Genomic DNA, 21,559 nt, shown 5'->3' on the forward strand with positions numbered 1-21,559 from the left:
GAACAAAAAAAGAACTTATCGCGTGGGATAGGTGGGCCAGCGATGCTCCGCCAGGCCTTTCAGCGCGGACGGTTCATTGCCTGCCAGCGCATGATAGACGAAATAATTGCGTAGCACGGCCGGGACATATCCCCGCGTTTCCCAATAAGGCAGGCTTTCCATCCACAAGAGCGGATCGCCATTGTCGCGGATGCCGTTCCAGCGGCGCACCGGCACCGGCCCGGCATTATAGGCCGCGATGATGCGCGGCAACTGGTCCTGGAAATAGCGGTCCGAGCGAGTGAGGGCGATGAATTCCTGCCCATGATCGATATTGGTCTCGGCGCGCTTGAGCATATCGACGCTGACCGTCTGTCCACGCCGCCGCGCGGTATCGCGCGCGGTTCCGGGGCGGACCTGCATCAAGCCCACGGCATCGGCCGGGCTGACCACCCATTCGCGGAAATCGCTTTCCTGGATGATGTGGGCGTAGGCCATGTAGGGATCGATGCGCCATCCATTTTCGGGATTCCAGGAAGGCGCGGGATAGCGGTCGGCCACGTCGGTTTTGGCGCCGCGCGGTCCATTGGTGGCGAGCCAATATTGCGCACCGGCGAGCGAGTGGCGCTTGGCGATTTCGAGCAGCGCGCGATGATCTTCGGGCGAACCGATCCGGGCCTGATGCTTGAGCAGATCCTCGGCATGGCCGCGATAGCCGATCCCCGCGAAGGCAATCGCGCGCCGCACATTGGGCAGATCCTCGACGCGGCGGATATGGTCGGGTCGGGGCGCTTCGACCCGTTCGGGCGGGCGCCGGTCCATGCCCAGCGTGAGCCGGGCGACCTGCCCGTAGAAAGTCTCAACATCCTCGGCGGCGGCACGCATCCGCGCCGCGACCTGGTGCGGGCGGCGGCAGGCCTGTTCGGCGCGGGCGGACCAGTAATGGCCGCCTGCCGCGATCTCGCGGTTGCCGGTCGCCAGTGCGGCCCAACGGAAAGCCGAGGATGCGCCATCGCAATCGCCGGCGCGCCATGCCGCCAGCCCTTCGAGATAGGATGCGCGTGCGGCCCATTCGCCGCTGCCGTTGGCGCGTCCGTCGGCGGCGATCCTCCGTGCGTCCTGGTCGCGGCCCACGACATAATAGATGAAGGCCACTTTCTGCGCGATCTCGGCGAGTGCATCGCGGCTCAACCGGTCGCGGGCATCGCGATAGATGGCTTCGGCGGGCTCGGGATCGTCCGCTTCGATATAGGGACGGATCGCGGTGCGGACTTCCTCTGTGCCGGGATCATCGACCGGGCGGGCGCGCACGCGGCGTGGCGCACTTCCGAGGCTGACGATCGGCTGCTGCGCGGCGACCGGCTGTGGACCCGCGCCGCGCCGTTGAGCGAGGCGAGCGAGCTGCGCGGCCTGGGGCAGGTCGCGTCCGCGCTCGATGAGAGAGACGAGCTCGGCAGCGCTTACCTCGGGCGATCCGGCGGCCAGATAGAGTTCGGCGCGCACATAGCTTTCCATCGGGTCGCGCCGGTCCATCCGGTCCACCAGCGCGCGGGCGATGTCCCAGCGCTTCTGCGCGATCGCACCGAGGACGTTGGGAGCCGTGGGCTCGGGCAATTGATAGGCGGGCGGCGCGACGACTTGCCGCTCCTGCGCGGGCGGGGGAGCGGGTTGCGGCAGCGGGGCAAGGGGATCCTGCGCCTGAACGCCCAGCGCAGCCAACAGAAATGTAAGGCTCATTCACCCTCCGCGGTAAGTAGGAGCAGGTCCGCCCATGCCTTGGCCTTGTCCTGCGGTCGCTGGAGCAGCCAGCGGGGATGGAAAGTGACCACGGTACGAACCCCTTCGACATGGTGGAGCCGCCCACGGGCGCGGGGCAAAGGCGCGTCAAGAAGCGCTCGTGCCGGTGCGTCTCCGAAGAGGAGGAGCCGTTTGGGGCGGTAGAAAGCGATCTGCAGGCGGGCCAGCGCCGCGAGATCCTTGAGCTGGTCGTCGACGATCTTCTCGCCCGGACGATGCGCGGGTTCGAGTAGCGAACGGGCACAGGCGCTGCGTTCCAGCCCGATGGCGCCGAGCATCCGATCGAGCAATTCGCCCGTTTTCCCACCGAAGGGCTTGCCGTCGGCGGCATCGATGCGGTCGGGCCGGTCGCCGAGCAGCATCAGCGGTGCATCCTGCGGACCTTCGGCGCGGACATGGCGCGCCTTCATCGCATTGCTTCGCATTTCCAGGAATGCCGCCGCGTCCTGGGGATCGGAGGGAAGGCGAGCGGCACTGACGCGGGGCGGTTCGGGCGGCGGCGCGGTGGTTTTGCGCATGAGCGCCTGCACCTCGCTCCATGCCGGCGCATCGCCGCGCGTCGCGACATCGACGCCCGAAAGCGCATAATATTCGAGCAGCGCCCCGGCTGCGTCCCGTTCGATTCCCGCCATAGGGCATCGTTCCTTCATGTTGACGGCGCGGTCAATTCATTGGCAGGGCTGTATGGAGCCGAAAGGCAAGAAAAATACGATCAAGGGAAGATTGATGAGCGACCGGGAATCGATGGAATATGATGTCGTGATCGTCGGGGCCGGTCCGGCCGGCCTGTCGGCGGCGATCCGATTGAAGCAGCTGGCCCAGGAAGAGGGCCGCGATGTCTCGGTCTGCATCCTCGAAAAGGGCAGCGAAGTCGGCGCGCACATCCTGTCGGGCGCGGTCATCGATCCCAAGGCTCTCGACGAACTCATCCCCGACTGGCGCGAGCAGGATTGCCCGCTGAAGGTCGAGGTGAGCGACAATAATCATTGGGTGCTGTCGGCTTCGGGGCAATTCTCGATCCCCCATCTCTTCCTGCCGGGTTTCATGCATAACAAGGGCACCTATACCGGCAGCCTCGGCAATCTTTGCCGCTGGCTCGCGGGGCAGGCCGAGGCGCTGGGTGTCGAAATCTTCCCGGGCTTTGCCGCCGCCGAAGTGCTTTATGACGAGGATGGATCGGTCAAGGGCGTGGCGACCGGCGACATGGGCATCGCGCGCGATGGCACCAAGCGTCCCGACTATCAGCCCGGTATGGAGTTGCATGCCAAATATACCCTGCTTGGCGAAGGCGCACGCGGCCATCTGACCAAGCAGCTCACCGAGACCTTTTCGCTTCGCGAGGAAAGCGGGCCGCAGGTCTATGGCATCGGCATCAAGGAATTGTGGGACGTTCCGGCGGAGAAGCACAAGCCGGGACGCGTCATCCATACGCAGGGCTGGCCGCTCGACGATGCCTGGGGCGGGGGTTTTCTCTACCACCAGGACAATGGACAGGTCGCTCTGGGCTTCGTGGTGGCGCTCGATTACAAGAATCCCTGGCTTTCGCCCTTCGAGGAAATGCAGCGCTGGAAGACCCATCCCGATATCCGCGCCGAGATCGAGGGCGGTAAGCGCGTATCCTATGGCGCACGGGCAATCAACGAGGGGGGCTGGCAGGCCATTCCCAAGCTCGCTTTCCCGGGCGGCGCGCTGATCGGCTGCTCGGCGGGGTTCGTCAACGTGCCGCGCATCAAGGGCACCCATACCGCGATGAAATCGGGAATGCTCGCCGCGGAAGCGGCTTTCGCCGCGCTGGGCCAGCAGCGGGCGCGCGATGTCCTCGAGGATTATGAGCCGTCGGTTCGCAATGGCTGGATCGGCAAGGAATTGAAGATCGTGCGCAATGCGCAGCCCGCGGTCGCCAAGTTCGGCGGCGCCCTGGGCACGGTGGTCGCGGGGATCGACATGTGGCTCAACAATCTGGGGCTGACCACGCCCTGGACGATGAAGCATCATGCCGATCATACCCAGATGCACCGCAAGGAGCATGCCGAGCGGATCCAATATCCCAAGCCCGACGGCGTCCTGACCTTCGACCGGCTGTCGTCGGTCTATCTTTCGAATACGAACCATGAGGAGGACCAGCCCGTCCACCTCACCCTGAAAGACGCGTCGATCCCGATCACGGTCAATTATGATATCTACGCCAGTCCCGAAACGCGCTATTGTCCGGCGGGTGTCTACGAGATCGTGGGCGAAGAGGAAGGCGAACCCAAGTTGCAGATCAACGCCCAGAATTGCGTCCACTGCAAGACCTGCGACATCAAGGACATGACGCAGAACATCAACTGGGTGGTGCCGGAAGGCGGAGGTGGTCCCAATTATCCGAACATGTAGCAAGACGTTCGCGCTGGCGTTGGCAGGCGCCGCGCTTGCCGCGAGTCCCGCGCAGGCCGCGGATATCGAGGCGCAGCGCCTGTCGCTGTTCGTTCATGCCCGCGCCGCCGAGCTGCTGGGCGACCATGACCGGGCCGCGACCTATTACAGCCGGGTCACGGCGCAGGGCGTGAAGGATGATGCGCTGGCTGCCGATGCCATGTCCTCGGCGATCATCGCCGGACGTTTCGATCTTGCTCGCCAGATCGGCGCTGCGGCACCGGCCGAGCGCTTCAATCTCGATGGACGGCTCTTCCTGCTTGCCGATGCCTTGCGCGATGGCCGGACCGAACGGGCGCTTTCTCTCCTGTCGAGCGACAAGGCGGGAGCGAGCCTCGATTTCGCGGCGCCATTCGTTCGTGCATGGATCGGTCTGTCGGAAGGCTCGCCCGAACGCCGCCAGGCCGCGATCCGCCTCGTGACCGGGATGGACAAGGCGGGGCCGATGGCATCCTATATGGATGAACAGGCGGCTTTTCTCCTGCTTGCCAACGGGCAGCCCGACGAGGCGCTCGACTATATCGAGACCGCGCTGGCCGATGCCGGTGGGCGCGAAGCGCGGATGCGGCTGACCTTTGCCGACGGCCTATTTGCCGCCGGATCGCGCGAGGACGCGCTCGCCCTTGTTGCGGGGAACGATCCCATTCTCCTGGCCGCTCGCCGCCAACTGGAAAGCGGGCGGGGGATCGGGGCGCGTATCGATACGCCCGCAGAGGGTCTTTCCGATCTGCTCGCGGCGCTCGCGGTCGATGTGAACCGCGGCAACCGGCGCGACCTGCCGCTTGCGCTGGCGCAAGTCGCCCGGGTGGCCGACCCCGCCAACAGCCAGGCGACGATCATCGCCTCGCTCCTCCTCGACGCGCTCGACCGGCCCGACGATGCGCTGGCGCTGCTGGCGGGCGTGGGGCGCAAGGATCCACTCGCTGCGCAGGCGCGCGATGCCGAAGTGCAGGCGCTGCTGGCGGCCGACCGGCTCGACGAAGCGCTGGTTGCGGCACGCAAGAGCGGCTCGGGCCCGGGCGCGCAGGCGCGTATCGGCGATGTCTATGCCGCGATGGAACGGCATGAAGAAGCCGCGCAGGCCTATGCACGGGAGCGGGCGGGCAATCTGTCCGACTGGACGCTCCTGTTCCTCGAAGCCACCCAGCGTGACATGGCGGGCGACTGGGACGGGGCCAAGGTTCTGCTTCGCCACGCGCTTGCTGCCGAACCGCGCCAGCCCATCGTTCTCAATTATCTGGGCTACACGATGCTCGAGATGGGAGAGGACCCCAAGGAAGCGGCCGCTCTGATCCGCGCCGCGCATGAGGTTCGCCCCTCCGACCCCTCGATCACCGACAGCCTCGGTTGGGCGCAATATAAGCTGGGCCTGATCGACGAAGCCGTCCAGACGCTGGGCAAGGCCGTGGCGCTGGAGCCCGGCAACGAGGAAATCTACGAACATTATGGCGATGCCCTGTCGCGGGCAGGCCATGTCATCGAAGCGCGCTTTGCCTGGCAGGCGGCGCGCAGCGTCGCCGAGGATGAAAAGCGGATCGGCCGCCTGGACAGCAAGCTCGTCACCGGCCTGTCCGCGCATAACGCCGCTCCCTGATGCGCTATTCCGAACCGGCACCTGCCAAGGTGAACCTCGCGCTGCATGTGCGCGGGCGACGCGCCGACGGGCGGCACAATCTGGAAACGCTGTTCGCTTTCTGTGTCGATGGGGACAGGCTTTCCGCCGAGGCGAGCGACGAGATCAGTCTCGATCTGGGCGGCCCTTTCGCGACGGCCTTGAGGGGTGAGCAGGACAATCTGGTGCTCCGCGCGGCGCGCGACCTGCAGCGAGCGGCGGGAGTGGAGCAGGGGGCTGCGCTGCACCTTCAGAAGAATTTGCCGGTCGCTTCGGGTCTTGGAGGCGGGTCCGCCGATGCGGCCGCGGCGCTTCGCCTTCTCACGCGGCTCTGGAAGATCGATCCCGACCATGCGGCTGCGGTGGCGCCCGATTTGGGCGCTGATGTGCCGGCCTGCCTGCTTAGCATGACGGCACGCGGCGAGGGGGTAGGGGATCAGCTTCGGCCTGTCGATGCCGCCGATATCAGCGGAACGCCCATCCTGCTGGTCAATCCGCTCGAACCCCTGTCCACCGCGAAGGTTTTCGCGCGGTGGGACGGCGAGGACCGTGGGCCGCTGGGCGAGGATTGGCGAAGCGGTCGCAACGACCTCGAACCCGCGGCGCTGGCCGAGGTGCCTGCGATCGGTGTTATCCTCGACTGGATGCGCGATCAGCCGGGCGTCACACTGGCCCGCATGTCGGGGAGTGGCGCGAGCTGTTTTGCGCTTTTCGACACGGAAACTGCGCTCGAACGGGGGGCATCGGCCTGTCCCGACAAATGGTGGCACATGGCCTCCTTCCTGCGCTAAGGCGCACGGCCATGACACGACCCATTCTTCCGGCCGCCGCGACGGTCGAGGCCGAACAGGCTGCCATTGCGGGCGGCACGCCCGAAACCGACCTGATGGAAAATGCCGGTGCCGCGCTTGCCCGCGCGATCCGGCTGATGAGCCCATGGCGCCCGGTTCTGTTTCTTGCCGGGCCCGGCAACAATGGCGGCGATGCCTTCGTCGCGGCGCGTCATCTTCTCGAACAGGGGATGCAGGTCCGCATCGCGGTCACGGGCGCGCCCAAAAGGGACGCGGCGCGCTGGGCGAAAGGTGGCTGGCATGGTGAGGTCGAGTTGATCAGCGAAGAGACCGAGCCTGCGCCGCTGCTGGTCGATGCCCTGTTCGGGACGGGGCTTGGCCGTCCGCTCGGCGAGGAATTGCAGGCGCATCTGATGCGGCTGGCCGAAGGCGCGGCGATGACCATCGCCTGCGACCTGCCGAGCGGAGTCGACGCCGATAGCGGGGAAATGCTCAGTCCCATTCCCCGATATGACGCGACCGTCACTTTCGGAGCGCTCAAGCCGGCGCACCGCCTTGCCCCCGCAATGCAACATATGGGCGACGTCATTCTTGCCGATATCGGGTTGGGTGAAGTGGAGAGCGACTGGCGCGAAATCGGCAAGCCCGAGCTTCCCGCGCCTGATCCCGTCGGCCACAAATATGGCCGCGGCCTGGTACATTGCCTCGCAGGATCGATGCCGGGCGCGATTGCCTTGTCGGCCCATGCGGCGGCGCGGGCGGGAGCGGGCTATGTCCGCGTCTCGACCAGCAGGATGATCGACGGCCTGCCCAGCGCCATCGTCCAGACCGACAGCGCCGATGCCCTCGACGACGAACGGATCGGCTGCCTTCTGGTTGGCCCGGGCATGGGCGATGTGCCGCCCCTGCTTACCCTGGCGTTGACCAAGACGCATCCGCTGGTGATCGATGCTGATGCGATCAAGGCGGTGGGCGAACCCGATCGTCTCGTCGGCCATGACGTCATCCTGACGCCGCACGAAGGCGAGTTCGAGGCGCTGTTCGGCGAGATCGAGGGAACGAAGGCCGACCGCGCTCTCATCGCGGCGCAGCGCAGCCAGTCGATCATCGTTCTCAAGGGACCCGACACGCTGGTCGCAGCGCCCGATGGACGTCTCGGCTTCGCTCCGCCCGCGCCCGCGGGCCTGGCAACGGCGGGGAGCGGGGACGTGCTGGCAGGGATCATCGCCGCATTTCGGGCGCGGGGCATGGAGCCTTTCGAAGCGGCCTGCGCAGCCGTCTGGGTGCATGGCCGTGCCGCCGAAGTCGCCGGACCCAATTTCATCGCGGACGATCTGGTCGCGGCTCTCGGACCGCTTTCATGAGCGAACAAGTGCTTCGCATCGCCGCGCGCGGTGACGGCGTGACGGCATCGGGACGCTTCGTGGCGGGTGCCGCACCGGGCGACCGTGTCGAGGATGGCAAGGTGGTCGAGCGGGGCGAGCATTACCAGGAGCCGCCATGCCGCCATTTTCCCGAATGCGGGGGCTGCCAGCTCCAGCATCTCGACGATGCGGCCTATGCCGAATTCGTCTCGGGGCGCGTTGCTGCCGCGCTCGACCAGCATGGCCTTTCAACGACACTTAGGCCCGCGCATCTTTCACCACCCTGCACCCGGCGGCGCGCATCGCTCAAAGCGATGAAGACGGCCAGGAAGGTGCTGATCGGGTTCAACGAACAGCGCAGCCATCGCATCGTCGACATGCTCGAATGTCATGTCCTCGCCCCTGAATTGTTCACCATCATCGAACCGTTGCGCGGGCTATTGGCCAAAATGATGGCGCCCAAACGACCGGGCGCGGTGCAATTGAGCCTCACCGACCAGGGCGTGGATGTCGGCCTTTCGGGCGTCGAGGCCGAAGGGCTCGAAGCTGCCGAGGCGCTGATCGATTTTGCCCGCGAACATGCGCTGGCCCGGCTTTCGATCGACGAGGGCTTCGGGCTCGAAACCCGCTACGAGCCGCGACCCGTGACGGTGACCCTCTCGGGGACTGCCATTCCCTTTCCCGCCGGATCCTTTCTCCAGGCCACGAGCGACGGGGAGGAGGCGCTGGTCGCGGCAGTCCGCGATGCCATTGGCGACGCGAAGGGCAGGGTGCTTGACCTGTTTGCGGGGCTGGGCACCTTTGCCTGCGCCATTGCTTCTGCCGAACGTCCGGTCAGCGCCGCCGAAGCGGGGCGCGATGCCGCACTATCGCTCAAGGCTGGAGCCGCGAGAGCCGGGCTGCCGGTCGCGGTCGAGCATCGCGACCTGTACCGCCGACCCTATGACCCAAGCGAATTGGAAGACGTGGCGGCGGTCATCCTCGATCCCCCGCGCTCGGGCGCCGAAGCACAATGTGCCGCCTTGTCCGGGAGCAACGTGCCGACGGTCGCTTATGTCAGCTGCAATCCCGCCACTTTCGCGCGCGATGCCGAACAGCTGGTGAAGGGCGGATATCGCCTCCAATGGGTACAGCCGGTGGGCCAGTTCCGCTGGTCCACCCATGTCGAACTGGCCGCCGCCTTCACGCGTCAGGCGTGATAGAGAAACTCCATCGCCGCATGGAGGGTGAGGCCGATGAGGGCAAGAGTGGACAGGAGGAAGAAGGCCGTCCGCACCCGCGAGATATTGACCGTGGCCTGGATGAGGCTGTGGATCACCCGAAGGCCGACATAGGCCCAGGCGAACATCAGATTCACTCCGTCGCCATGATCCATCAGCGCCAGCGCCAGCGCGATCGCATAGAAGGCCGTGGGCTGTTCGAACAGATGTTCGTAATTATGCCGGGCCCAGGCCGCTTCGCGCGGGCTGACGGGTTCGAGATCGCGCAACCGCGTGCCATGCTTGGGCAAAGCCGCGGCTTCGGCGCTGCTCCGCGCACCGACAAGCGCCTTGCCGACCGCCCAGAACAACATGACGAGACTCCACGCCACAAGGGCGATGACCGGACCGATTATGGGACTGATATGTTCCATCGTCTTTCTCCCTAGCCGAGGTCGTTGAGAAACAGTGCCACCGCCAGCTTGGCGATGAGCGCCAGGAGACACAGCGATGCGAGCGCGAAGAGCGGGAAACGGATCGCGATGCGGTTGAAGAGCGCCTGTTCGAGGCTGTGGGCGATGCGGATCGCCACATAGGCCCATGCGAGCACGAGACTGAGACCACTCGCATCGCCGAGGAAAACGAGCGCGAGCACCGACGCGTAGAATAGCGTCGGCTGTTCCATCAGATGGTTGTAATTATGCGCTTTCCACTGCGCTTCGTCGGCTATGACGCCGTCGAGATCGCTGCCGCGCGAACCGCGCCGGCCCTTGAGATTGATCCCCGCCTTTCTCAGCGCGGGCATCCGCGTGAAGTAGAGCCACAGCAGCATGACGCCCGACCAGGCCAGCAGAGCCCCGAGCGGCTGCAAAAGGATCAGCGATCCGGACATGAAAAAGCCCCCCACTTTTCAACAGTGGAGGGCTTTTTGCACCATATTGTTACGCTTGTGAACTAGTCGAACAATTTGGCGAAGCGGCGCTTCTCGCGTTCTTTCCACGCACCGCGATGATAGGCATCGCTCGCGAGCAGCGGGAGAACGCTGGTCGCTTCGGCGAAGACCATCTGTTCCAGCGCGGTATCGACCTTGCCCCAGCTGCACGCTTCCTGGAGCGTCGAGGAGCTGCACGCACCGTCGCGCACGTCGGCCACGGTGATCTGGATCGCATATTTGTGCATCTCGACATCCTCATGGCCGAGGATTTCGGCGCACACGACCGTGTCCTGCGCGAAATTCTTGGGCACGCCGCCGCCGATCATCAGGAGGCCGGTGGTGCCCGCCTTGATCTTGATGTCGGTAAGTTCGCGGAAGTCTGCGATGCTGTCGAGCGTCATCCAGTGGCCGCCGCGATGCATGGCATCGACCTGGTGCTTGACAAGGCCGAAGCCCGCCGAGCTGTCGGTGAAGGCGGGGCAGAAGATCGGCACGTCATGCTCATAGGCGAGCTTGACGAGGCTGTTGTCCTTCTTGCCATGCTCGACCAGATATTTGCCCATCTCGCGGATGAACGCGCGGCTCGAATAGGCCTTGGGCTCGAGGCTGTCGGCGATCTTGGCGATAACATGATCGGTGTCCTGCAGCGCCTCTTCGTCGATATAGGTGTCGTAGATCCGGTCGATGTAGAGCGAGCGGAGCACCTTGTCGTCGGGGATTTCGAGCGCCTGATAATGCTTGTGGCCAAGGCCTTCGAAGAAATCCATGTCGACGATGGTTGCGCCGGTGGCGACGATCGCATCGACCATGTTGGACTTCACCATCTCGGCATAGAGGTCCATGCAGCCGCCCGCCGAAGTCGAGCCGGCAACGACGAGGATGACCGAGCAATCCTTGTCCTCGAGCATCTGGTTGTAGATGCGCGTCGCACGGGCGAGGTCGCGGCTGGTGAAGCTCATCTTGCCCATGGCATCGATAATCGGACGCGCATCGAAGCTGGTGATGTCGATATGTTCGACTTGGCTCGACAGGAGCTCGGCCTTCTTCTGGCGGTCGATCTGGTCTTCGGTCGGATGGGTGGCGAGATCTTCGCTCATCGCTGTCTCCAATAAGTATCTTGTAGGCCCGCACCGCGTGCGCGGGCCCTGTTCATCGAAATGGCGGTCGGCTTACAGGCGAACGACGTTCGACCCGCTATCCTGTTCCGTCGTGAAGCCGTAAAGGCTGGCCATGGGCTCGTCCGAGACCACGACACTTTCCTCGACGCCGAAGCCGTTGAAGGCGGTCCGCATCGCGCAGCCATAGGCGCCCAGCATTCCGACCTCGATATAATCGCCGGCACGGACATCGCCCGGAAGGACGAAGGGACCGACCATATGGTCGAGATCATCGCAGGTGGGACCGTAGAAGGCAAAATCCTCTACCGCCGCTTCGCTATCCTCGGCACGCAGCAGGCGCACCGGATAGCGCCACCCGATATGCGCTGCATCGAACAGCGCGCCATAGGCCCCGTCATTGATGTAGAGATCCTGTCCGCGGCGCTTTTCGACGCGGACCACGACGCTCGAATATTCGGCGCACAGCGCACGGCCGGGCTCGCACCACAGTTCGGCCGAATAGGACACGGGCAGATCTTCGAACTTGTCGTGGATGACCTGGAAATATTGTTCGAGGGCAGGGGGCTCCATGCCGGGATAGGCCGAGGGGAAACCGCCGCCGACATCGATGATGTCGATGGTGACGGCAGTACGGACGATGGCGTCGCGCACGCGCTCCATCGCTTCGGCATAGGCAGCCGGACTCATCGCCTGGCTACCGACATGGAAGCACAGCCCCATCGCATCGGCGGTCTGACGCGTTTCGAACATCAGCTGCTCGAGCTCATCGTCGCTGGCGCCGAACTTGGTCGAAAGCGAGAGCTTCGAATGGTCCGAGGAGACCTTGATGCGAACGAGCAGGTTGAGATCGGTCGCGCCCTTGGTCGCGCTGCGGATCTTTTCCAGCTCGTCGAGGCTGTCGAGGCTGAAGGTGCGCACGCCATGGGTGAAATAGGCCTCGGCGATGACTTCCTCGGCCTTGACCGGGTGCATGAAGCACAAGGTCGCTTCGGGAAGGGTCGCCGACACAAGGCGCACTTCGCCGATCGAGGCCACGTCATAATGCGTGACGCCCGCGTCCCACAGGACCTTGATCAGGTCCGGCGAAGGATTGGCCTTCACGGCATAGAGCGAGCGTCCCGGAAACTTCTCGACGAAGAATCGGGCCGCGCGGCGCGCCGCGTGCGGTCGGAGCAGGGTTACCGGCTGGACGGGCCTGACGGCCGTCGCTAGCCCCAGCGCAGAATGATGCTTGTGCAATTCAAGGGACCTCCAGGGATCAGTCTTGGTACGTAGCTGCCTTGCGGTGGAAGTCCCATGGGGCAGCGAGCCGCGATATAGAAATGCAATATGGCGAAGTAAAGCGGATTTTCCGCTAGGCATCGCCGGCGAAATGACCCAGTAAAAGGCCCGTTGTTTCCACGGCTTAAGATAGGCAATGACCGTCACCATTAAAGAGGTCGAAGAGGCTGCGCATCGCATCGCCGATGCAGTTCGCCGCACGCCGCTCACCTGCGTGATGATCGGCGCGGCGCGCGTCGCGATCAAATGGGAGAATCGCCAGGAAGGCGGCTCCTTCAAATTGCGCGGCGCATCGAACCGGCTGCTGGCCTTGCCGCCGGAGAAACGCGAAGCGGGGGTGGTGGCCTTTTCCTCGGGCAATCATGCGCGCGGAGTCGCTATCGCAGCCCGCCGTCTCGGCATGAAAGCGACGATCGTGATGCCCGAGGATGCGCCGCGCGTGAAACTCGATGCGACGCGGGCCGAAGGCGCCGAGGTCATCCTCTATGACCGCATGAACGAGAGCCGCGAGGAGATCGCGGAGCGCATCGCGGCCGAGCGGGGCGCGGTGCTCGTGCCCAGTTTCGACGACCCCTATATCATGGCGGGGCAGGGGAGTGTGGGCCTCGAAATCCGCGACCAGTTGGCGGAAATGGGCCTTGCAGATCCCGGACAGATTTTCGTGCCCTGCGGTGGCGGCGGCTTGAGCGGCGGGATCGCGCTCGCTTGCCCCGATGCGACCATTGTCTGCGTCGAACCCCAAGGCTGGAACGACATGGCGCGCTCGCTCGAGGCGGGCGAACCGCGGTCGGTCCCGGTCGATCCGCCCCCGACCTTGTGCGATGCGATCCAGACCTTCCGGCCCGCCCGCTTGACGGTCGAGACGCTGGTGGCTGCCGGTGCGCAAAGCGCTGAGGTGAGCGAGGAGGAGGTGAAGACCGCCATTCGCCATGCGTGGATCCAGTGGGGCGAGACGGTCGAGCCCGGCGGCGCGGCAGGGTTGGCGGCGGCCTTGTCGGGCAGGCACGGTCTTCGCGACGGCGATGTGATCGTCGTTTCGGGGGGTAATGTGGATCCCGGCCTGCACCGGGACATCACGGCCTAGGCAGCGTGACTGCGGTCCGGGCCGAGGAGGACGCTGTCTTCACCGCGCCGTTCGACCGCATCGATCAGGCTTTCGAGTTCGGTGGAAATGACCTGAAGTTCGGCCGCGAGCGCCTTGGGATTGGCTTTGCCCAGACCCGCCGACGCCTCGATCAGCGATTCCATCATCATCGCGAGACAGGGCAGGATCGATTCCTCGATCCGGTCGAAGGCCTCGTCAGGGGAGGAAATACTCGACACATTCTCCATTCCCCTCTTTTGCACTGACAGCCGTTAACGATGTGCTAAGGCGCCGCCCATGCCCCCGCTTGCCGCCGCCACTCTTTCGATCGCCATGCTTGCCGCTTTCCTCCTCGGGGGAGCCGGGCTGAGGCAGCTGCTCGTCAAAAAAGACCCCATCGCACGGCGACGGGGTCTCCTGATGTTCGTGATGGCGCTGGTCTTGGCCGGAAACGTCCTGATCTGGACGATCTGACCTCAGCGGATCGGGCAGTCCGGGTCGAGCCGGAAATCGAGATAATCGTCGATCGCCTTGAACAATTCGTCGGTCTCGTCGGCGAAAAAATGGTTCGCGCCCGAGATTTCCTTATGTTCGATCGTGATGTGCTTCTGCGTGCGCAGCTTGTCGACCAGCTTCTGGACTGCGCTGGGCGTGACGACTTCGTCCGCCGTGCCCTGGATGATGATCCCGCTGGCCGGGCAGGGGGCGAGGAAGCTGAAGTCATACATGTTCGCGGGCGGCGCGATCGAAATAAATCCGCGGATTTCAGGGCGACGCATCAGAAGCTGCATGCCGATCCAGGCACCGAAGGACACGCCGGCCACCCAGGTGACTTCGGCTTCGGGATGGATCTGCTGGACCCAGTCGAGCGCGCTGGCGGCATCCGACAATTCGCCGATGCCATTGTCGAACGTGCCCTGGCTCTTGCCCACGCCGCGGAAGTTGAAGCGCAAAGTGGCAAAGCCGCGGCGAACGAAATCCTTGTGAAGCAACTGGACGATTTTGTTGTTCATCGTCCCGCCGGCCTGCGGGTGCGAATGCAGGATGAGGGCGACCGGCGCGCGCGGGCGGGGCCCCGGCGTGAAACGCCCTTCGAGGCGGCCTTCGGGTCCGGGAAAAATCACTTCGGGCATGGGTGAACTCGGCTTCGTTGGAGTTTATTGCACGAAGGGGTTTCGTGCGGTTGCGGCTTCTATATAGGGATGAGGTCTTTTCTGGCAATCGCATTGATGGCCGCTGGTAGGAAGTTTTTGGCGGAAATAGGGATGAGCGCGCGACTTTATCTGGACCATGCGGCGGCAACGCCGCTTCACCCCGAGGCCCGTGACGCCATGTGGGAGGCGTTCGATTGCTGGGCCAATCCCAACAGCCCCTATGCCGAGGCGCGGCGCTGCAACGCCCTCATGGAAAAAGCGCGCTCGACCATCGCGGCGACCCTGGGCTGGGAGCATGACATCCTCTTCACCAGCGGGGCCAGCGAAGCGATCGTCATGGCCGCACGCCGCGCCCGCATCGAAAGCCGGGCCCATAGCGCGACCGAACATGACGTCGTTCCCCACGGAATGGGCGAGCAAAGCATCCGCATTCCGGTAGATGCCTCGGGCATTGTCGACATGGCAGCTCTCGACGAGGTGCTGGAGGAGGGGCCGGCGCTGGTCGCGATCCAGCAGGTCAACAACGAGACCGGCGTGATCCAGCCCGTCGCCGAGATTTACGAGAAAGTGCGGGCCAGGGGTTCGCTACTCCTGTGCGATGCGGCGCAGGGAGCAGGGAAGATCGACCTTCCCGAAGCCGATTTCATCACGGTTTCGGGCCACAAGCTCGGCGGCCCTGCGGGCGTGGGGGCATTGCTGGCCAAGGATCTTACTCAAATCGAACCGGTGGGCGGACAGGAAAAGGGATATCGGCGCGGAACGCAGAATGTCCCGGCGATCTGCGGCTTTGCTGCGGCGGTCGAGGCGGAGCGTTTCCGCAAGGCGATGCCGCGTCTCAAGGAATTGCGACAAGCTTTTGAAAATACTGTCGAAGAGATGGGCGGGACTATTGTTGGCAAGGATGCGCCGCGCATTCCTACCATCGGCGGGATTGCCATGCCGGGAGCGACCTCTGCCTCGATGCTGGTGCAGCTCGATCTTGCCGGAATTTCGGTTTCATCGGGGTCGGCCTGTTCCTCGGGGGCCATGAAAGGCAGCCGCGTGGTTGCGGCGATGGGGCTGGGAGAGGATATCGCCAACCATTTCCTCCGCGTGAGCTTCGGTCCCGAGACGGACGAAGGCGACATCGAGCGCATGGTGGGCGAACTCCAGAAATTCGCATGATCTATCTCGATTACCAGGCAACCACTCCGCTGGCTCCCGAGGCAAGGGAAGCCATGGAGCCCTGGCTGGGTGAACAGTTCGCCAATCCCCATTCGCCTTATACGGCAGGGCGGATGGCGGCGGCTGCGATTTCGGTGGCACGCGACCAGCTGTCCGACGCGATCGGCCTTCCGGGCGGGCAGGCGGTTTTCACGGGCTCGGCGACCGAGGCAATCAATTGGGCCATTCGCGGCACGATGGAGAAGCGTCCCGAGCGGTCGCACATCGTGACGATTGCCACCGAACATGCTGCGGTTCTCGACACGGTGGAATGGCTCGGACGGCGTCATGACGTCACCATTTTGCCCGTCGATTCCAATGGACTAGTCGATCTTGATCAGCTGCGTGAAGCGGTCAGCGAACGGACGGCGCTGGTCGCCGCGATGCTGGTCAACAATGAAATCGGGGTAATCCAGCCCGTCGACCGGATCGCCGAGATCGCCCATTCCAAGGGCGCATGGATGCTGTGCGATGCGGTTCAGGGCCTGGGCCGCATCCCCATTCCCGAGGGACCCGACCTGGTCGCGGTGAGCGGGCACAAGATCCACGGCCCCAAGGCGATCGGCGCCCTGTGGATGCGGGAAGGTTGTGAACCCGCTCCCCTGATCCATGGCGGCGGACAGGAGGCAGGCCTGCGCTCGGGCACGCTCAGCCCGGCCTTGTGCGTGGGGTTCGGTGCGGCGGCAAAGCTTGCCGGGTCGAAGCAGAGTGAGGACCGCGCCCATGTCGCCCAGCTGTGGGAGGCGGCGACCGCAGTTTTGGGCCCCGAATGGACCATCAACGGGGACATCCAAAACCGATATAGAGGCAATCTCAATATCCGCCGCGAAGGCCTTGATGCGGCACGGCTTCTTGAGGAATGCCGTGACATCGCCATGTCGCTGGGCAGCGCCTGCGCTTCGGGATCGGGCAGGCCCAGCCATGTGCTGCGCGCGCTCGGCCTCAGCGATCGCGAGGCCCGTTCGAGCATTCGCCTGGGCTTCGGGCGATATACCGATAAAGGCGATCTGACCGAGGCCATCGGGCGCATCAACGAGGCAGCAAGGAAACAGGGCGTATGACCAGGGTCCGCTTCCTGAAGCCCAATGGCGAAATCGACCGAGAGGTCGAAGCCGAGCCCGGCACCAATCTCCTTGCACTCGCGCAAGCGAACGGCCAACCGCTCGAAGGCACCTGCGAGGGCTCGATGGCCTGTTCGACCTGCCATGTCATCGTCGCCGACGAGGATTTCGACCGGCTCAGCCCAATGTGCGAGGAAGAGGACGATCTTCTGGATCTTGCCGCCCATGTCACTCGTCATTCACGCCTCGCCTGCCAGGTCGAGGTGCCTGCCGATGGCACCCTTACGGTGCGGATGCCCGGCGAAGTGCATAATCTCGAAAACCGCTGACTTGCATTCGAGGCGCGCTGTCGCCATATGAGCCTCGGAAGTCGGCGGACGGCTCGTCCGTGAACCTGGTCAGGCCCGGAAGGGAGCAGCCACAACGGTTTACAGCCGGGTCGTCGGCTTCCACCTCCTCACATTTCACACAACGGGCGCGTCGCGGCATTTCCGCCGTGCAGAAGGCATGGTATTCGCCGGGCTGCCTGCCTACAGTCCTTGGCAATGACTGATGATCACGAATCGCCGCTTCCCGACGAAGACACCGAACGCGACACGCTGACCATGGGACTGGGGCTCGACGAGCCCGGCCAGCCCGCGACGCCCGCTGCCCAGCCGGGAAGCCAGGCTTCGTCCTCCGGCGACGATGGCTATCGCGTTCTTGCCCGCAAATATCGTCCGCAGACCTTTGCCGAACTGATCGGGCAGGACGCGATGATCCAGACGCTTGCCAATGCGATCGAGCGCGACCGGATTGCCCATGCCTTCCTGATGACCGGGGTGCGCGGGGTCGGGAAGACCTCGACCGCGCGACTGATCGCCAAGTCGCTTAACTGTGTCGGCGCCGACGGGCAGGGCGGCCCGACGATCACGCCATGCGGCCAGTGCGAACCCTGTATCGCGATCACCGAAGGGCGGCATATCGACGTGGTCGAGATGGATGCCGCCAGCCACACCGGCGTCGATGACGTGCGCGAGATTATCGAGGCCGTGCGCTATGCCGCGGTCTCGGCACGCTACAAGATCTACATCATCGACGAAGTCCATATGCTCTCGAAAAACGCCTTCAACGCCTTGTTGAAGACGCTCGAGGAGCCGCCGGCGCATGTGAAGTTCATCTTCGCGACGACCGAGATCGACAAGGTGCCGGTCACGGTACTTTCACGCTGCCAGCGTTTCGATCTTCGCCGCATTCCAACCGAGCTTCTCGCGCGTCATTTCGGCAAGGTGGCCGAGGCCGAAGGTGTCGAAGTTGAGGATGAGGCACTGACCGTCATTGCCCGCGCCGCCGAAGGTTCGGCGCGCGACGGATTGTCGCTGCTCGACCAGGCGATCGCGCATGGCGAGGACAAGGTGAGCGCCGATGCGATCCGCAAGATGCTCGGTCTTGCCGACCGCGGTCGGACGCAGCGCGTTCTCGACGCGGTCATCGCGGGAGATGTTCCGGGCCTCCTCGGGCAGCTCGACGAAACGCACAGCCTCGGGATCGACCCGGCGGCCTTGATGCGCGGGCTGATGGAAAGCGTTCATGCGATCAGCCGAGCCAAGGCGGGCGGGGTGGGGGACATCCTTCGCTCCGAGGAAGACCGGGCGGCGGCATCGGCCCACGCCGAGAAACTTGGCTGGCCCCAGCTTCACATGCTCTGGCAATTGATGCTCAAGGGCCTATCGGACCTGCAGGTCGCGCCCGACCCCAGGGAAGCGCTCGACATGGCGCTCCTCCGACTGGTCCATGCCGCAGGAATGCCCGATCCGGGCGCGGTGATCGACGCTCTCTCGCAAGGCAGGAGCGTTCCGGCGCGCGCGCTTTCGCCGGGCGAGACGCCTGGCGATAACGGCGCGGAAGCACCTGACGCCCGGCAAGCTGCCGCGCCGCAATCCGAGGAAAAAGCGGCTTTGCCTGCCGATTTCCAGGCCTTCATCGCCGCGCTCGACGATGCCGGCAATCATGCCATCGCGGTCGAATTGCACGACAAGGTAGGGCTGGTCGAATATGCGCCGCCCAAGCTCAGCTTGCAGCCGCGCGCGCCGCTCGACGGCAATTTCAGCCGCGATCTTGCGACCAAGGCCAAGGCCGCGACCGGAGAAAATTGGGAGATCGTCCTTGCCGAAAGCGGCGGCGAACCCACATTGAGGGAACAGGAGCAGATGGCCGAGGCCAAGGCTCGTGAAGACATTCTCGCGCATCCGATGGTGAAAGCGGTCACCAGCACTTTCCCGGACGCTGCGCTCGAAACGGTTAAATCGAAAGGCAGCTGACATGCCCAATATGGACGACATCCTCAAAATGGCGCAGCAGGCGCAGGAAGACCTGCAGCGCGCGCAGGCCGAGCTCGACAAGGTCGAGGTCGAAGGAACTTCGGGCGGCGGTCTCGTCAAGATCCGCGCTTCGGCCAAGGGCCGGATCATCGGCGTTTCGATCGACGAAAGCCTGATGGTGCCCGACGACAAGGGCATGCTCGAGGATCTCATCGCCGCGGCTTTCAACGATGCCAAGCTGAAGGCCGACCAGGCCGCCGCCGAGGAAATGAAAAAGGCGGTCCCGGCAGGCTTTCCGATGCCCCCCGGCATGAAGATGCCCTTCTAAACACTTGCCAAAAGGCGCGCTTTGGTCATGTTGACAAAAAAGTCAGCATGAGGAGACAGGCGCGTGACCATCAGGCTTGGAACCATGCAGGACTGGCCGCTCAACGTGATGCGGCTGGTCGATCATGCCGAACGCGAGCATGGCGAGAATGAAGTCGTGTCGGCCTGGGCCGATGGCAGCCTGACGCGCACCAACTGGGGCGAGATCACCGCCAAGGCGCGCAAGATGGCGCAGGCCCTCGAAGCGGCGGGGATCGGCAAAGGCGACCGGGTCGCGACCCTCGCGATGAACCATGAGCGCCATCTCATCAGCTGGTATGGCACGATCGGAATGGGCGGGGTGCTGCACACCATCAACCCCCGCCTCTTTCCCGAGCAGCTCGCCTATATCGCCAACCATGCCGAGGACCGCGTGCTGCTTTACGACGCAGCCTTCAAGCCGCTCGTCGACGCGATGAAGCCCGCTTGGAAAACGATCGAGAAATATGTCGTCTACGACCCGCCCGCCGACTGGGAGGGCGATGAGGGTTTCGAGGACTGGATCGCCGCGCAGGACGGCGACTATCAATGGGTCGACGCCGATGAACGCGATCCCATCGGGCTCTGCTACACCTCGGGCACGACGGGCAATCCCAAGGGCGTGATTTACGAACATCGTTCGATGGTCCTCCACGCTCTGGCCGAGATCCAGCCCGATTGCTTCAACCTCTCCGAGCGCTCCTGCGCCTTGCCCATCGTCCCGATGTTTCACGCCAATGCCTGGGGCCTTCCCTGGGCCGCGCCTCTCACCGGCTGCAAACTGGTGCTGTCGGCCGATTATAGCGCGCCCCGCATGGTCGACCTCTTCACCAACGAAAAGGTCACCCATTCGGCGGGCGTACCGACCATCTGGGTCGACATGATCGCCCATATCGAGAAGACCGGCGCGAACCTCGGCGCGCTCGAGACCGTCACCATCGGCGGTTCTGCGGCACCGCGCGCCATGATCAAATGGTTTAGGGCGCGCGGCATCGATGTCGGCCACGCCTGGGGGATGACCGAATTGTCGCCGATCGGCAGCCTTGCCGGCAAGCCCGCCGGCTGGGACGAAATGAGCGAGGAAGAACAGCTCGACTATACCGCGCGGCAGGGAAGGGTGCCTTTCGGCATCGAGATGCGGATCGTTGGCGACGATGGCGAAATCCTGCCCCGCGACGGCAAGAGTTCGGGTAACCTCCAGGTGCGCGGCGCCTGGGTTGTCGATCGCTATTTCAAGGCCGACGAACCCGCCACCGACGAGGATGGCTGGTTCGACACCGGCGATGTCGCCTGCCTCCATCCCGACGGTTCGATGCAGATTACCGACCGGTCGAAGGACGTGATCAAGTCGGGCGGGGAATGGATTTCCTCGATCGAACTGGAAAATGCCGCGGTCGGCATCGATGGCGTCCACGAAGCGGCGAGCATCGGCATCTTCCATCCCAAGTGGGACGAACGGCCGCTCCTCGTCTGCGTACGCGAACCCGGCAGCGAGATTACCGCAGAGGAAGTGATCGCGGGGCTCGACGGGCAGGTCGCCAAATGGTGGCTTCCCGATGCGGTCGAATTCGTCGACGAGCTGCCGCACACCGCGACCGGCAAATTATCGAAAAAGACGCTGCGCGAACAGTTTAAGGACTATCGCTTCGAAGGCGTCGAGGAAATGGTCGGGCGGGACTAGAGGGGTCCGCGCCCGACAGTCGTACGCGTTCCCGCTCGGCCCCGAACGCGCCTGTCAATATTTGATTGAGGAACGACGAACCCGGTCCTGGGCCGGGGAGGTCTCGCTTGCCGAGCTCAAGGCGAAGCGTCGGATGGCTGGCGACGGTCCTTCTACCCTTCGGGCCGCACCCACCTAGGTCGTGGCCAATCCCGCGACAGGTTCATCGTTCCTCTGAGAGCCCTGATAACCGCGTGGTCTT

At 64.4% G+C, this 21,559-nt stretch carries 21 protein-coding genes and 1 other RNA gene; 14 read left to right on the plus strand and 8 right to left on the minus strand.

Going from position 1 to position 21,559, the window contains the following annotated elements; all coding sequences use genetic code 11:
• Nucleotides 1-15: 15 nt before the first annotated feature.
• Nucleotides 16-1,716, minus strand: coding sequence for a lytic transglycosylase domain-containing protein (locus tag FHS50_RS03930; RefSeq protein ID WP_183933070.1), 1,701 nt, complete (start codon nt 1,714-1,716; stop codon nt 16-18).
• On the minus strand, nt 1,713-2,408 hold the full coding sequence (locus tag FHS50_RS03935; RefSeq protein WP_183933071.1) for a uracil-DNA glycosylase: 696 nt from the start codon (nt 2,406-2,408) through the stop codon (nt 1,713-1,715). The genes FHS50_RS03930 and FHS50_RS03935 overlap by 4 nt, the downstream gene beginning before the upstream one ends.
• Before the next feature lie 94 nt (nt 2,409-2,502).
• Between FHS50_RS03935 and FHS50_RS03940 the strand changes: the two genes are divergently transcribed.
• Genes FHS50_RS03940 through FHS50_RS03960 form a run of 5 tightly spaced genes read left to right on the plus strand, consistent with a single transcriptional unit; the run spans nt 2,503 to nt 9,157 of the window.
• Nucleotides 2,503-4,152 carry an electron transfer flavoprotein-ubiquinone oxidoreductase gene (locus FHS50_RS03940; RefSeq protein ID WP_183933072.1) on the plus strand — a complete coding sequence of 550 codons (1,650 nt, stop codon included), beginning with the start codon at nt 2,503-2,505 and terminating at the stop codon, nt 4,150-4,152.
• A gap of 19 nt (nt 4,153-4,171) precedes the next feature.
• Nucleotides 4,172-5,785 carry a tetratricopeptide repeat protein gene (locus tag FHS50_RS03945; protein ID WP_183933073.1) on the plus strand — a complete coding sequence of 538 codons (1,614 nt, stop codon included), beginning with the start codon at nt 4,172-4,174 and terminating at the stop codon, nt 5,783-5,785.
• The gene (locus tag FHS50_RS03950) at nt 5,785-6,594 is read left to right on the plus strand and encodes a 4-(cytidine 5'-diphospho)-2-C-methyl-D-erythritol kinase (protein ID WP_183933074.1); all 810 of its coding nucleotides are present in this window, start codon (nt 5,785-5,787) and stop codon (nt 6,592-6,594) included. The genes FHS50_RS03945 and FHS50_RS03950 overlap by 1 nt, the downstream gene beginning before the upstream one ends.
• Nucleotides 6,595-6,605: 11 nt before the next feature.
• On the plus strand, nt 6,606-7,958 hold the full coding sequence (locus FHS50_RS03955; protein WP_183933075.1) for an NAD(P)H-hydrate dehydratase: 1,353 nt from the start codon (nt 6,606-6,608) through the stop codon (nt 7,956-7,958).
• Nucleotides 7,955-9,157, plus strand: coding sequence for a class I SAM-dependent RNA methyltransferase (locus FHS50_RS03960; RefSeq protein WP_183933076.1), 1,203 nt, complete (start codon nt 7,955-7,957; stop codon nt 9,155-9,157). The genes FHS50_RS03955 and FHS50_RS03960 overlap by 4 nt, the downstream gene beginning before the upstream one ends.
• Here the strand turns inward: FHS50_RS03960 and FHS50_RS03965 are convergent.
• From FHS50_RS03965 to FHS50_RS03980, 4 genes are all read right to left on the minus strand, one after another.
• Nucleotides 9,148-9,591: an MAPEG family protein gene (locus FHS50_RS03965; protein ID WP_183933077.1), complete on the minus strand. Its 444-nt coding sequence runs from the start codon at nt 9,589-9,591 to the stop codon at nt 9,148-9,150. The two genes, FHS50_RS03960 and FHS50_RS03965, sit on opposite strands and share 10 nt — an antisense overlap.
• An 11-nt stretch (nt 9,592-9,602) precedes the next feature.
• Nucleotides 9,603-10,049 (minus strand): MAPEG family protein, encoded by a 447-nt coding sequence (locus tag FHS50_RS03970; protein WP_183933078.1) that lies wholly within the window; start codon nt 10,047-10,049, stop codon nt 9,603-9,605.
• Nucleotides 10,050-10,111: 62 nt separating this feature from the next.
• Nucleotides 10,112-11,188, minus strand: a complete 1,077-nt coding sequence (locus tag FHS50_RS03975; RefSeq protein ID WP_183933079.1) for a 1,9-bis(guanidino)-5-aza-nonane synthase — start codon at nt 11,186-11,188, stop codon at nt 10,112-10,114.
• A gap of 72 nt (nt 11,189-11,260) precedes the next feature.
• Nucleotides 11,261-12,448 carry a type III PLP-dependent enzyme gene (locus FHS50_RS03980; RefSeq protein ID WP_183933080.1) on the minus strand — a complete coding sequence of 396 codons (1,188 nt, stop codon included), beginning with the start codon at nt 12,446-12,448 and terminating at the stop codon, nt 11,261-11,263.
• 178 nt (nt 12,449-12,626) lie between these two features.
• On the opposite strand from FHS50_RS03980, the gene FHS50_RS03985 reads away from it, so the two are divergent.
• Nucleotides 12,627-13,574 (plus strand): threonine ammonia-lyase, encoded by a 948-nt coding sequence (locus FHS50_RS03985; RefSeq protein ID WP_183933081.1) that lies wholly within the window; start codon nt 12,627-12,629, stop codon nt 13,572-13,574.
• On the opposite strand, the gene FHS50_RS03990 is transcribed toward FHS50_RS03985, so the two are convergent.
• The gene (locus FHS50_RS03990) at nt 13,571-13,813 is read right to left on the minus strand and encodes a hypothetical protein (protein ID WP_183933082.1); all 243 of its coding nucleotides are present in this window, start codon (nt 13,811-13,813) and stop codon (nt 13,571-13,573) included. The genes FHS50_RS03985 and FHS50_RS03990 overlap by 4 nt on opposite strands.
• Nucleotides 13,814-13,871: 58 nt before the next feature.
• Here FHS50_RS03990 and FHS50_RS03995 point away from each other — a divergent pair, with 58 nt between their 5' ends.
• The gene (locus tag FHS50_RS03995; protein ID WP_183933083.1) at nt 13,872-14,048 is read left to right on the plus strand and encodes a hypothetical protein; all 177 of its coding nucleotides are present in this window, start codon (nt 13,872-13,874) and stop codon (nt 14,046-14,048) included.
• Between the two features lie 2 nt (nt 14,049-14,050).
• Here the strand turns inward: FHS50_RS03995 and FHS50_RS04000 are convergent, their stop codons facing one another.
• On the minus strand, nt 14,051-14,707 hold the full coding sequence (locus tag FHS50_RS04000; RefSeq protein WP_183933084.1) for an alpha/beta hydrolase: 657 nt from the start codon (nt 14,705-14,707) through the stop codon (nt 14,051-14,053).
• Between the two features lie 132 nt (nt 14,708-14,839).
• Here FHS50_RS04000 and FHS50_RS04005 point away from each other — a divergent pair, with 132 nt between their 5' ends.
• From FHS50_RS04005 to FHS50_RS04035, 7 genes are all read left to right on the plus strand, one after another.
• Entirely contained in the window at nt 14,840-15,892 is a 1,053-nt protein-coding gene (locus FHS50_RS04005) for a cysteine desulfurase family protein (RefSeq protein WP_183933085.1), read from the plus strand.
• A complete protein-coding gene (locus FHS50_RS04010) occupies nt 15,889-16,992 on the plus strand; it encodes a cysteine desulfurase family protein (protein ID WP_183933086.1) in 1,104 nt (367 codons plus the stop codon). Before FHS50_RS04005 ends, FHS50_RS04010 begins: the two co-directional genes overlap by 4 nt.
• Nucleotides 16,989-17,321: a 2Fe-2S iron-sulfur cluster-binding protein gene (locus FHS50_RS04015; protein ID WP_183933087.1), complete on the plus strand. Its 333-nt coding sequence runs from the start codon at nt 16,989-16,991 to the stop codon at nt 17,319-17,321. Before FHS50_RS04010 ends, FHS50_RS04015 begins: the two co-directional genes overlap by 4 nt.
• Before the next feature lie 33 nt (nt 17,322-17,354).
• Nucleotides 17,355-17,449: signal recognition particle sRNA small type (ffs, locus tag FHS50_RS04020), an RNA gene on the plus strand.
• Between the two features lie 88 nt (nt 17,450-17,537).
• A complete protein-coding gene (locus FHS50_RS04025) occupies nt 17,538-19,292 on the plus strand; it encodes a DNA polymerase III subunit gamma/tau (protein WP_183933088.1) in 1,755 nt (584 codons plus the stop codon).
• Nucleotide 19,293: 1 nt separating this feature from the next.
• Entirely contained in the window at nt 19,294-19,620 is a 327-nt protein-coding gene (locus FHS50_RS04030) for a YbaB/EbfC family nucleoid-associated protein (RefSeq protein ID WP_183933089.1), read from the plus strand.
• A gap of 84 nt (nt 19,621-19,704) precedes the next feature.
• A complete protein-coding gene (locus FHS50_RS04035) occupies nt 19,705-21,318 on the plus strand; it encodes a long-chain fatty acid--CoA ligase (RefSeq protein ID WP_183933881.1) in 1,614 nt (537 codons plus the stop codon).
• Nucleotides 21,319-21,559: the final 241 nt, after the last annotated feature.

This window comes from Sphingomicrobium lutaoense (assembly GCF_014195685.1).
Taxonomy (GTDB): domain Bacteria; phylum Pseudomonadota; class Alphaproteobacteria; order Sphingomonadales; family Sphingomonadaceae; genus Sphingomicrobium; species Sphingomicrobium lutaoense.

Coding starts and splice junctions, on each gene's coding strand:
- FHS50_RS03930 (WP_183933070.1), bottom strand. CDS start 1,716: ATGAGCCTTACATTTCTGTTGGCTGCGCTGGGCGTTCAGGCGCAGGAT.
- FHS50_RS03935 (WP_183933071.1), bottom strand. CDS start 2,408: ATGGCGGGAATCGAACGGGACGCAGCCGGGGCGCTGCTCGAATATTAT.
- FHS50_RS03940 (WP_183933072.1), top strand. CDS start 2,503: ATGAGCGACCGGGAATCGATGGAATATGATGTCGTGATCGTCGGGGCC.
- FHS50_RS03950 (WP_183933074.1), top strand. CDS start 5,785: ATGCGCTATTCCGAACCGGCACCTGCCAAGGTGAACCTCGCGCTGCAT.
- FHS50_RS03955 (WP_183933075.1), top strand. CDS start 6,606: ATGACACGACCCATTCTTCCGGCCGCCGCGACGGTCGAGGCCGAACAG.
- FHS50_RS03960 (WP_183933076.1), top strand. CDS start 7,955: ATGAGCGAACAAGTGCTTCGCATCGCCGCGCGCGGTGACGGCGTGACG.
- FHS50_RS03965 (WP_183933077.1), bottom strand. CDS start 9,591: ATGGAACATATCAGTCCCATAATCGGTCCGGTCATCGCCCTTGTGGCG.
- FHS50_RS03970 (WP_183933078.1), bottom strand. CDS start 10,049: ATGTCCGGATCGCTGATCCTTTTGCAGCCGCTCGGGGCTCTGCTGGCC.
- FHS50_RS03975 (WP_183933079.1), bottom strand. CDS start 11,188: ATGAGCGAAGATCTCGCCACCCATCCGACCGAAGACCAGATCGACCGC.
- FHS50_RS03985 (WP_183933081.1), top strand. CDS start 12,627: ATGACCGTCACCATTAAAGAGGTCGAAGAGGCTGCGCATCGCATCGCC.
- FHS50_RS03995 (WP_183933083.1), top strand. CDS start 13,872: ATGCCCCCGCTTGCCGCCGCCACTCTTTCGATCGCCATGCTTGCCGCT.
- FHS50_RS04000 (WP_183933084.1), bottom strand. CDS start 14,707: ATGCCCGAAGTGATTTTTCCCGGACCCGAAGGCCGCCTCGAAGGGCGT.
- FHS50_RS04005 (WP_183933085.1), top strand. CDS start 14,840: ATGAGCGCGCGACTTTATCTGGACCATGCGGCGGCAACGCCGCTTCAC.
- FHS50_RS04010 (WP_183933086.1), top strand. CDS start 15,889: ATGATCTATCTCGATTACCAGGCAACCACTCCGCTGGCTCCCGAGGCA.
- FHS50_RS04015 (WP_183933087.1), top strand. CDS start 16,989: ATGACCAGGGTCCGCTTCCTGAAGCCCAATGGCGAAATCGACCGAGAG.
- FHS50_RS04025 (WP_183933088.1), top strand. CDS start 17,538: ATGACTGATGATCACGAATCGCCGCTTCCCGACGAAGACACCGAACGC.
- FHS50_RS04030 (WP_183933089.1), top strand. CDS start 19,294: ATGCCCAATATGGACGACATCCTCAAAATGGCGCAGCAGGCGCAGGAA.
- FHS50_RS04035 (WP_183933881.1), top strand. CDS start 19,705: ATGCAGGACTGGCCGCTCAACGTGATGCGGCTGGTCGATCATGCCGAA.